The 10,072-nt window shown below is 38.4% G+C and carries 12 protein-coding genes and 1 riboswitch; of the genes, 3 read left to right on the plus strand and 9 right to left on the minus strand.

Features of this window, described 5'->3' with window-relative positions:
- Window positions 1-170: 170 nt before the first annotated feature.
- Window positions 171-974 carry a 5'-nucleotidase, lipoprotein e(P4) family gene (locus ACFPA1_RS21940; protein ID WP_213141332.1) on the plus strand — a complete coding sequence of 268 codons (804 nt, stop codon included), beginning with the start codon at window positions 171-173 and terminating at the stop codon, window positions 972-974.
- A 108-nt stretch (window positions 975-1,082) separates the two neighbouring features.
- Here ACFPA1_RS21940 and ACFPA1_RS21945 read toward each other — a convergent pair whose 3' ends face one another.
- From ACFPA1_RS21945 to ACFPA1_RS21960, 4 genes are all read right to left on the minus strand, one after another.
- Window positions 1,083-1,451 (minus strand): cbb3-type cytochrome c oxidase subunit I, encoded by a 369-nt coding sequence (locus ACFPA1_RS21945; protein ID WP_213141105.1) that lies wholly within the window; start codon window positions 1,449-1,451, stop codon window positions 1,083-1,085.
- A gap of 148 nt (window positions 1,452-1,599) precedes the next feature.
- Complete coding sequence (locus tag ACFPA1_RS21950) at window positions 1,600-2,856, minus strand: DUF445 domain-containing protein (RefSeq protein WP_378585557.1); 1,257 nt, start codon at window positions 2,854-2,856, stop codon at window positions 1,600-1,602.
- 131 nt (window positions 2,857-2,987) lie between these two features.
- On the minus strand, window positions 2,988-3,560 hold the full coding sequence (locus ACFPA1_RS21955; RefSeq protein WP_213141103.1) for a DUF3939 domain-containing protein: 573 nt from the start codon (window positions 3,558-3,560) through the stop codon (window positions 2,988-2,990).
- A gap of 154 nt (window positions 3,561-3,714) precedes the next feature.
- Window positions 3,715-4,020, minus strand: coding sequence for a HesB/YadR/YfhF family protein (locus tag ACFPA1_RS21960; RefSeq protein WP_378585561.1), 306 nt, complete (start codon window positions 4,018-4,020; stop codon window positions 3,715-3,717).
- A gap of 234 nt (window positions 4,021-4,254) precedes the next feature.
- Between ACFPA1_RS21960 and ACFPA1_RS21965 the strand changes: the two genes are divergently transcribed.
- Window positions 4,255-4,551 carry a hypothetical protein gene (locus tag ACFPA1_RS21965; RefSeq protein ID WP_241114024.1) on the plus strand — a complete coding sequence of 99 codons (297 nt, stop codon included), beginning with the start codon at window positions 4,255-4,257 and terminating at the stop codon, window positions 4,549-4,551.
- Between the two features lie 49 nt (window positions 4,552-4,600).
- Here the strand turns inward: ACFPA1_RS21965 and ACFPA1_RS21970 are convergent, their stop codons facing one another.
- The 5 genes from ACFPA1_RS21970 to ACFPA1_RS21990 form a co-directional block, all read right to left on the minus strand.
- Window positions 4,601-4,786, minus strand: a complete 186-nt coding sequence (locus ACFPA1_RS21970; protein ID WP_213116725.1) for a hypothetical protein — start codon at window positions 4,784-4,786, stop codon at window positions 4,601-4,603.
- A gap of 115 nt (window positions 4,787-4,901) precedes the next feature.
- Window positions 4,902-6,257 carry a hemolysin family protein gene (locus ACFPA1_RS21975; RefSeq protein WP_213116724.1) on the minus strand — a complete coding sequence of 452 codons (1,356 nt, stop codon included), beginning with the start codon at window positions 6,255-6,257 and terminating at the stop codon, window positions 4,902-4,904.
- 62 nt (window positions 6,258-6,319) lie between these two features.
- Entirely contained in the window at window positions 6,320-6,754 is a 435-nt protein-coding gene (locus ACFPA1_RS21980; protein ID WP_213141101.1) for a MerR family transcriptional regulator, read from the minus strand.
- 146 nt (window positions 6,755-6,900) lie between these two features.
- The gene (locus ACFPA1_RS21985; RefSeq protein ID WP_213141100.1) at window positions 6,901-8,208 is read right to left on the minus strand and encodes a hemolysin family protein; all 1,308 of its coding nucleotides are present in this window, start codon (window positions 8,206-8,208) and stop codon (window positions 6,901-6,903) included.
- 170 nt (window positions 8,209-8,378) lie between these two features.
- The gene (locus ACFPA1_RS21990; RefSeq protein ID WP_378585566.1) at window positions 8,379-8,933 is read right to left on the minus strand and encodes a GNAT family N-acetyltransferase; all 555 of its coding nucleotides are present in this window, start codon (window positions 8,931-8,933) and stop codon (window positions 8,379-8,381) included.
- Window positions 8,934-9,098: 165 nt separating this feature from the next.
- Window positions 9,099-9,206: riboswitch (TPP riboswitch) on the plus strand.
- 72 nt (window positions 9,207-9,278) lie between these two features.
- On the opposite strand from ACFPA1_RS21990, the gene thiT reads away from it, so the two are divergent.
- Window positions 9,279-9,866 carry an energy-coupled thiamine transporter ThiT gene (gene thiT / locus ACFPA1_RS21995; protein ID WP_213141098.1) on the plus strand — a complete coding sequence of 196 codons (588 nt, stop codon included), beginning with the start codon at window positions 9,279-9,281 and terminating at the stop codon, window positions 9,864-9,866.
- The last annotated feature ends 206 nt before the right edge of the window (window positions 9,867-10,072 follow it).

Consider the following 10,072-nt stretch of genomic DNA (forward strand, 5'->3'; position numbering starts at 1 on the left):
ATATCGATTACCTTCCAATTTGTTGACCTCCATTTATGTAGGAAAACTTTTCTGTTATATAATGCTCTTTGTTTTATTTTACAAAATTACAAGATAAGGTTGAATGCTTAATTTTTTCGCATACTAAAATTATATGCGTAAAGGAGGTATGTACATTGAGGAAACTGACCATGTTATTTGCTGCTGCTTTGTATTTATTAATTTTCCCAAATTCACTTGGCTTAGCGCAGACTGAAAAAAGTCCGCTTGAAAGCCTGTATGAGCAGAATACCATGTCAGTCTTATGGTTTCAAAAGTCTGGTGAGGCAAAGGCATTATATTATCAAGGGTACTCCCTTGGCAAACTAAGACTGGATGAAATTCTTTCCAAAAAGCTTAAAAGGAATGGGTTAAAACCAGCGATCGTGCTTGATATTGACGAAACGGTACTGGATAACAGTCCATATCATGCCTGGATGGTTCAAACCGGAAAAGGAGACCCCATTGATTGGAGTGATTGGTTTAACAGGGCGGAAGCAAAGCCGCTGCCAGGTGCGCTGGATTTCCTGAAGTATGCCGAATCAAGGGGAGTGGAGATCTTCTATATTTCTAACCGCAAGGAAGCACACAAGGAAGCGACCATCAAAAATTTACAAATGGTTGGCGCTCCGAAAGCGGATAAGGAGCATGTTTTATTACAGCAGGAAAAAGAAATAGGCAAGGAAATACGGCGGGAACAGGTAGCGAAAGATTACGATATTGTCCTGTTATTTGGGGATAATCTCGGGGATTTTAAAGGATTTGATCAATTATCCGCTGCAGATAGGATGAAGTCAGTTGACAGAATAAATGCCGAGTTCGGCAGTAAGTTTATCGTCTTTCCAAATCCAATGTATGGGGATTGGGAAGGGGCCATTTACGATTATGATTTGAAGAAGGCTCCTGCAGACTATATGAAAATAAGAAAAGATAACCTTCAAAGCTTTGAACCATAATTTTCATTTAAAAAGCGCTGCGGAAAAAAAAGCCCGCAGCGCTTTTTATTGAATTTTTAGAAGGACTATCAGAATAAATGCAGGAAATTTATTATGTTTGCCAGAATATTAATTTGCTTTTACATTCTTAAGGATATTGATGGCAAAAAGGATGATACCGAGGACCATTAATGTTCCGCCAGCAGCAACACCTGGACCGGCAGACTCATTGCCTGAAACCAGCAGTGCCAGTGAGATCATCATGACAGGAAGGGCAATATTATGAAGCCAGAAGTGAACTTTTGCCAATGTGGTTTCCGCGGCTTGAGGAAAGGCAACATAAATAAGACCGGCAAGCGTCATCGCTGTCCATCCTAATAAATTAATATGGACATGAACTGGAGTAAAATTAAAGTTTTCCGTCATCGACATGTACATTCCAAGGCATACTCCAATGACAAAGTAGCAAACAGAAACTTTAATAAACTTAATACCCATTTTCCTACCTACCTCCCTTAAAAATAATGACTATAGTAGTAAATATGTAGGGCTATTTCATTGTAGAACTATCATTTTCGAGGACGAGAACGGATTTACTCTGATACTAAAGTAATAAAAATAAAGCACCCCGAAAGGTGCTTTACATTTAAAACAATGCTTTTATTCCAACTAGTGCCAGCCCGATGAGAAAACCACACAATGCTCCATTAACCCGAATCCATTGCAGGTCTTTTCCTACATTGGTTTCAATCATGTGGATGAGCGTTTTATTATCCAGCTTTTCAAGATTTTCTTCGACCAGTTTGCCGACTTTGGAATGGTTTTTATCAACAAACCCGGCAATTTGCATTTTAATCCAAGCTTCAAGCTGTCCCATCTTTTCCTGATTTGACCCGAATTCACTTAGTCCGTCCTTTATGAAAGGAAGAAGATATTCATCGTAGAAAATAGGGTCTTCCACAAAATCCAGTGCTTTAGCTTGAGCATTCGCCAGGAATTCGTTGATTTTTTCTTCAGGTTCCCATTTTGCAATCAATTGGGATTTAAAGCGTTCCAATTCTTCATACATTTTTTCGTCACTTTTCAGGCTCTCAAGTTTCTGGTGAATGTGAATCAATAGGGTTTGCCTGTTTTGGTTAAAGGGGTCACGGAAGCTATCGACACCCTTAATGATTAGATTCTGGATGATATTGCCCAGCTTTTCCTCATTCACGAGATTGCTAAATGATCGGATTGCAAACTGCATAATCCCGTCGGCTGGAATATTTTCAATCATCTCCACAGCAATTCCGCCGAGACGATATTTAGTGCTATCCTTTTTGGCCCAAACATCAATTTCCTTAAGTACCAAATCAAGTGCTTTTTCATCATATTTTCTGACTGTAACCTGGTCAATCAGGAGAGGGAGATAATGCTTTGTATCTAAGCTATTAAGCTGAGATTTAAGCTCCTTTTCAATGACCGGGGCAATTTTTTGCAGGTTTACCATCTTAATTAAATGTTTAATAACCTTTATGCTATTCTTTTTTAGATTGTCTCCGTGTATTTCCTCATTGACGAGTGAAAAAATTTTCTCCGTGAACTGGAAATTGTTTATTTTCTGCTGGATACTTTCTTTCGTCAGCCAATCATTTTCCAGCATCGAGATGATTTTTGCGATAATTTTACTGCGATTTTTCGGCAAAAGAGCAGTATGCGGGATTGGCAGCCCTAGCGGATGCCGAAAAAGGGCCGTCACGGCAAACCAGTCGGCAAGGCCACCTACCAGCCCTGCTTCAAAACTACCTTGGAGAACTGTTCTCCAAATGGATGGCGGCATGGGAATTGTAGCAAGAAATCCGGCTGCCATAATAATTAATGAAATGGTAGCCAGATGTCGTGTATTTGTTTTCTTATTAACCATTATTGTACCCCTCATTTTTTCATAAAGATAAAGTCATAATGCTATTATCTCAATATTGTAGAAAAAAAAGCAAAAAAAACCTATCTAAAAATCCTATTCTTGTTGAGAAAGAAAAAAACCTTCTCGTTGGCTTAAGAGGAGGTTTTTTTCGCGGGCTTTTTGTGGGTAATCAGCCCGTCTAAATCAGTAATATAGAATTGTATTTCTGGAGCTGATTTTAAATATTTGTCCTGGATTAGCTGATAATAATTTACTCTGCGCTCCGGGTCAAACGGCAGCATCGGATATTCATTATGCTCCTTGACATATAGGTCAACTGCTTTTTGGACAATGTCCATTTCCCCTGGGATATGCTTTTCGTGTTCTTCAAATATGTCATAGGTTTCCTTCGACATATAGTATTTTCTTTCAGGTATCCCGCCAAGAAGATGGGCAAGCTGTTTAAAATCGATGGAGTTATCCTCTTTAACAAGAATGGTTCTATATACCCCTTTTGGCAGATTGTTGGAAAAATTATGAACGGTTTTTTTTATTTCTTCTAACGTTGCATCTATAATCGGATGTTGTTTATCCTCGGCTGTACCTTTGACTGGAACCTTTTGTTTCTTGTCTTCCTTTTTATGACTAATATGTTTTAAGAATAAATATATTGCAGCTCCGCCTATTACAATCCCTAAGATAGTGTAAATTAATATAATATCCATGCCCCCCTATTTATATGGATGTATTATTATTTCTTTAAAAATATTATATTTCACTATATAAAATTTTGCCATTTCTTGGTGAAAATGTCGAGCGGTTATTGGCGAAAAACAAAAAGGTATCCAGCAGGATACCTTTTAATATGCACCAGGGGGATTAATTTACGAAATTTACATCCTTGTATGTCACCTGTAACTCTTTAAGGAAATCATCAACGGATAAATAGGTTTCGGTATCCTCAAAAAACCATAAATCATTTTCTTCTATATAGAAGTTCATTCCATTTACTTCTTTCGAGAACCCAGAGTTTGATGGTGTTTCAATTGAAAATGCAAGACTATAGCCTTTGTGCTTTTCGCCAAAGCCGGCATATTGCGGGAACAGACGAACGCTAAAGGGCCTTGTGTATTCGAATTCTCCTGCAAACCATGTTACTGCTTTTTCATCAATAGAAATTAACATATTCAAACACCAACCTTTTCTATGAGGTGACAATTCTAAAGAATTATCCTTATTTACTAAAAGATTACGTTTTTTCTTGGAAATTGCCTATGATAATATTCACATGAAGCTATTTTGGGGGTTAATTGTAATAAAAAGTTCAATTTTAACAATTTGATTATAGAGTTACTGTTTTTGTAACATCTTTATGGTGAAAATGGTGATATGATAACCACATGAAAGGGGATGTTGTTGATGGAAAAGCAGTTTGAGAAATTAAATGAGAACGTAAACGACATGAAGTCACTAATAAATACATTTAACAAAACTTTAGAGAACATTGAACAAAGACTTTCAAGATTAGAGAAAATGGATAGTATAGAACATCGCGTCGCTGTTAACCAAATCGACTTATCCGATATTAAAGAAGTGTTAGAACGGATCGAGGAATCGCAAATACATGATATCCAGCATATCAATCGCCGCCTTGATTCCCACCTAATTAAAATTGCAAAAGTAGAAGAAGAAACTTTGATTTTAAAGTCAAAATAAAAAAAGACCAGGACTCACCTGGTCTTTTCCTATCCAGAGGCGAATGCGCTTACAGCTTTTTGAAGAAAGCTTTAGCACCAAGGTAAAGTGTTGCAAGTGCGAAAATGAGAATGGCAAGTGCACCGATAACATGAAATAATGATGACAGGCTAGCTAAAAATGAAATGGTCGGCATTTTAACTAAGGCGAAGCCAGCCAAAATACAGGCCAAGAAAAGAATAGCAGTTTGGTTCAATTTCATCCCCTCCTTGATAGCAGGATATGCAGGCAAGACAAATGTTGGAATGAGTCAATTGTCCTGATTTAAAGGACAAAAAAAACAAACCTTTTACAGGTTTGTTTAAATTATGTTAGTAAAGAACCTCCGAGTTGGATAAAGACACTTGCTTGAGGTTTGTTGGTTCACCGTCGTTTATACTTTTCATGACTTCTATATATTTTATATGATGGTCTTCCATTTCAATAATTTTAAAAGTGTACGTTTCATGTGCAATAATGTCGCCTTCTTTGGCATCGTAATTCTCGGTTAAAATCCAGCCGCCGATGGTATCAACATCTTCGTCATTAATTTCGACGCCCAATAAATCATTGACTTCGCTCACTAAAACCTTTGAATCAATAATATAATGATTTTCCTTGATCTTGCGAATTTCAGGAATCTCATCCATATCAAATTCATCGCGAATTTCCCCGACAATTTCTTCAAGGATATCTTCTACCGTTACCAAACCTGAAGTTCCGCCGTATTCATCCATTAAAACCGCCATATGCATTCGCTCTTTTTGCATTTTTACAAGCAAATCATGAATAGGAATCGTTTCAATTACACGGATGATTGGACGGATATACCCTTCGAGAGTTTGTGCCGAAAGCTGTTCGTTTCCAATAAAATCAGTCATGACTTCCTTGGCATTGACAATCCCAACGATATGGTCCTTATCCCCATCGATTACAGGATATCTGGTGAATTTTTCTTCACGGATCGTTGATAAAAAGGCATCAAGCGAGTCATCCTTAGACAATGAGACGATTTCGGTCCGCGGTACCATAATTTCTTTTGCGATTCGATTATCAAAATCAAATATTTTATTTACATACTTGAACTCTGATTGGTTAATTTCACCACTTTTATAGCTTTCCGATAAGATAATTCGAAGCTCTTCCTCCGTATGAGCGATTTCATTTTCGGAAACAGGTTTAAGCCCAAAGATTCTCGAAATAATTCGAGCGGATCCGTTCAATACCCAAATAAACGGGTACATTATTTTATAGAAGAGAATGAGCGGGCGAGCTACCTTAAGTGTTATCCATTCTGCTTTTTGAATGGCCAATGTTTTAGGCGCAAGTTCTCCGACTACGACGTGTAAAAAGGTAATTGTTCCAAATGCAATCGAAATGGATAATATTTTTACAGCATTGTCGGGAAGATTCAATGAAATGAAGAGAGGACCAAGCAAATGTTCAATCGTTGATTCCCCAATCCAACCTAACCCAAGAGCCGTGATGGTAATTCCAAGCTGACAGGCAGAAAGATATTCATCTAAATTTGAAATCACTCTTTTGGCTGAAACGGCCTTCGAACTTCCTTCTTCGATTAACTGATCGATTCTTGAACTTCTAATCTTCACAATCGCAAACTCTGAAGTTACAAAAAAAGCAGTTAATGCTATTAAAATGGCTATTAAAACCAAATTAAATATGTCCAAATAAGTTCCCTTAACTCGTTGTTTAGACGAGTAAGGTAGTCACCTCCTGGTATTTTCAAAGATTAACTTGAAACCTTTAAAAGCGATTTCAATAATGCTGTTCTAAGCAGACTTAGGTTATTTGTCAGCGTCTCTTTTTGCTTTTCATCCAATTTTTCCATAAATGGGATGATGTCAAATAAATCATTGTGTAGCTTGAGCATTTGCTGGGTCAGCGTACACACATGTTTTTCCACTTCTGAAGCCTGAATGCTGCCTTCTTTCCGTATTTCTAGTTTTCTCTTAATCTCGTCTAATGGATAATGCAGACTTTTGCATTCTTCGATAAACTTTAAATCATGTAATGACTCGTCCGTATAGATGCGGTAATTGGACTCAGATCGATCTGCTTTGAGCAGTCCAATAGACGTATAGTAATCAATTGTTCTCTTGGAAACCATTGCTCTTTCCGCTAATTCGCCAATTCGATAAACAGCCCCATCATACCACCTCGACATATATATAAATTAACAATATTATAGAGAATTTAAACCGTACAGTCAAACGTTTCGGTTATTATAGGCATTGTTAACTATATTTTATGGAGAATTATAGGTAATATGAATATTAATGTCAAAATATTTAAAAAATAAAAAACGTCCCCTTATTCAGGAGACGCAGGTGATTTTTTTACTTCTATATAGCCGATATGGTGGCCGTCGATTTCTTTGATTTGAAAGGTGAAACCATCTCTTTCGAGTGTATCATCTTTTTGGACATCAAATTTTTGGGTCAAAAACCATCCGCCGATGGTATCAACATCATCGTCCTCAAGGGTCGTGCCTAAAATATCGTTGACCTCACTGATGAGGACTTTACCATCCAAAATAAAATGATTCTCCCCTTTTTTCTGAATAAGGGGTACTTCATCCAAATCAAATTCATCCCTGATTTCCCCGACAATTTCCTCTAAGATATCCTCGACCGTGACAACCCCGGCTGTACCGCCATATTCATCGGATAGAACCGCCATATGAGAGCGGTTTTTTTGCAGTTTTACTAAAAGCTCCTGAATCGGGATAGTTTCAATTACATGTATAACAGGCTTTATGTAAGTAGTTAGCGGTTCTTCGCCGCTGCATTTCTGCTGGATGCAGTCGGTCAGCACCTCCTTGATATTGACGACACCTAAAATGTTATCCTTATCCCCATCAATGACGGGATAACGGGTGTATCCTTCTTCCTGGACAGTTTCAATAATTTCATTAAGAGAGGCATCTTTGGAAAAGGTGATGACCTCTGTCCGTGGCACCATAATTTCCTTGGCGATGCGATCATCAAATTCAAAGATCCGATTCATGTAGCTATATTCCGACTGGTTAATTTCACCGCTCTTATAGCTCTGTGATAAAATTAGCCGTAATTCTTCTTCGGAAAGGACGATATCATTTTCCGAGGCAGGCCTAATTCCAAACAGGCCCGTAACAAAACGGGCTGAGTGGTTTAACGCCCATATGAACGGGTACATCAGCTTATAGAACAAAATCATCGGCTTGGCAACATGCAGGATAATTTCCTCCGATTTTTGTATTGCAAACGTTTTTGGCGATAATTCACCAATGACCACATGGACAAAGGTAATGACAATAAACGAAAAAATAACGGATATTATGTGCCCTAGTGAAGCCGGAATTTCCAGCCAATCCAAGATAGGTTTTAACAGCATTCGAATTGTTGGTTCGCCGAGCCACCCTAAGATTAAGGATATAATCGTAATTCCGACCTGAGTGGCCGATAAATATCCATCCAAATTGGATATGACTTTCTTGGCGGCTTCGGCTTTTTTATTGCCCTCGGCAACCAATTGGTCGATTCTGGTTGTCCGTACTCTGACGATCGCAAATTCTGATGCGACAAAAAATGCAGTAAACAGTATGAGCAGAGCTATTATCAAGATATTTATCCAAATCATTGGGGACCTTACGATGCGTAAGGTATGCCACCTCACTTACAAAATAATCTTATTCTTCTTACGGCCTTCCCGTATTTGTGTATAGTTTTATTATTTCAAAAAAATGCTTCTTGAGCAAATTAATGAACAAACCAAAAAAAAGCTGCCATCTGGCAGCTGGTAAAAGGGGTTTAATATGAGAGGGGCTGCTGCCATTCGCGGGCAAGCATACTGTACACGATAATATCATGGAAATAACCGTTCAAATGTTCTCCATCCCTTAATAAACCTTCTTTTCGAAATCTTAGTTTTTCGGGAATAGCTCGGCTTCTGATGTTCTTTACGCCACAGCGGATTTCAATCCGGTTTAAGCCTAAATCTAAAAATGCATAATTAAGCACGGCATGAACAGAGCGGATCATAATCCCATGACCTTCTGCATCCTTTGCTAAATAATAACCGATGCTGGCCATTTTATTGTACCAGTCAATTTGATGAAGTCCGATTGATCCAACAAGCCTTCCTTTGTAGAGGATGCCAAGGTTGCAGGCGGTGCCCTCGGCCAATTGATTCAGCCAATGGGGGATCACAGTTTCGAATTGATAGGGAGTGGTCATGCTATCGACCCAGGGAAGCCATGTTCGCAAGTGGTCACGGTTATCCTCGACAAGCTGATAAAGCTGTAAGGCATGCTGGCGTTGAAAGACAAGAAGCTCAATTTCATGGTCAGCCTTTAAAGTAAACATAGGTCATAACTCCTGGAATTTTTTTACTATATACTATGCAAATTGGGTTTGGGCTGTGATGCTGTTTTTTTGGGGAAAAAACAGGTCCGGATTTGCAACACGTTTGTAATATTTTCCTTGTCAAACCTTTTAAACAGTAGTATCATTCGTTATGTAAACAAGTAAATAGTCCACAGGGGGAGCTGCGCATAAGCGGCTGAGAGTGAACGTTCGAGTTCTGACCCTATGAACCTGTTAGTTAACGCTAGCGTAGGGATGTGGTTTTGCCGATATTAGAAAGCAATGCAGACAATCCTTAGGTCTTGCATTGCTTTTTTATTTTTTATAAATAAGGGGGAAAATAGTGTGAATCAAAAAGGAAGCAGTACACGTTTTATCACAGAGGTTGCCGTCTTTTCGGCACTTGCATATTTATTAGACTTAGCTGCAAGTATTTTGTCCTTGAAAATTTGGCCCCAAGGAGGATCAATCTCCATTGCAATGGTTCCGGTTTTTATTATGGCGTATCGCTGGGGAATTAAGGGCGGCTTATTAACTGGCTTCTTGTTGGGATTATTGCAATTCATTCTTGGTTTTGCGCAAATCTACACGATTATTCAGGGAATTATCGATTATTTTATTGCGTTTACGGTTCTCGGTTTTGCCGGAATTTTTGCCCGTCAGGTTAAGAACGCTCTTGAAGAGGGGAATAAAGGAAGCTGGATGGTTTATTCCGTGATAGGAACGTTCCTGGGAAGCCTGCTTCGGTATATCTGTCATGTTTATTCCGGAATTGCTTTCTTTGGCGAGTATGCTCCTAAAGGCCAGCCGGTAGCCGTTTATTCCTTGATTTATAATGGGACCTATATGCTGCCAAACTTTATCATCAGTGCCATAATCGTTGTTTTAGTCCTTGCGGCTATGCCGAAAAGAATGGTTGTTAAATATCAATAACATTTAATGAAGAAAAGCCAAGTGCTTTTCTTTCAGACTGTCGACAAATTCGAAAAACTTCGAGTTTGCCGGCAGTCTTTTTTGTATAATTGAGGTATCGAGATTTTTATGGGGTGAATGAAATGCTAACTAAAAATACACAGATGAATCGTGACCAAATAGAAATGATAGCTTTAGAACAACTTGTACCTGCGAACCATCTGGTT

This window comes from Neobacillus sp. GCM10023253, from assembly GCF_042653105.1.
GTDB classification, from domain to species: Bacteria; Bacillota; Bacilli; order Bacillales; family Cytobacillaceae; genus Neobacillus; species Neobacillus citreus.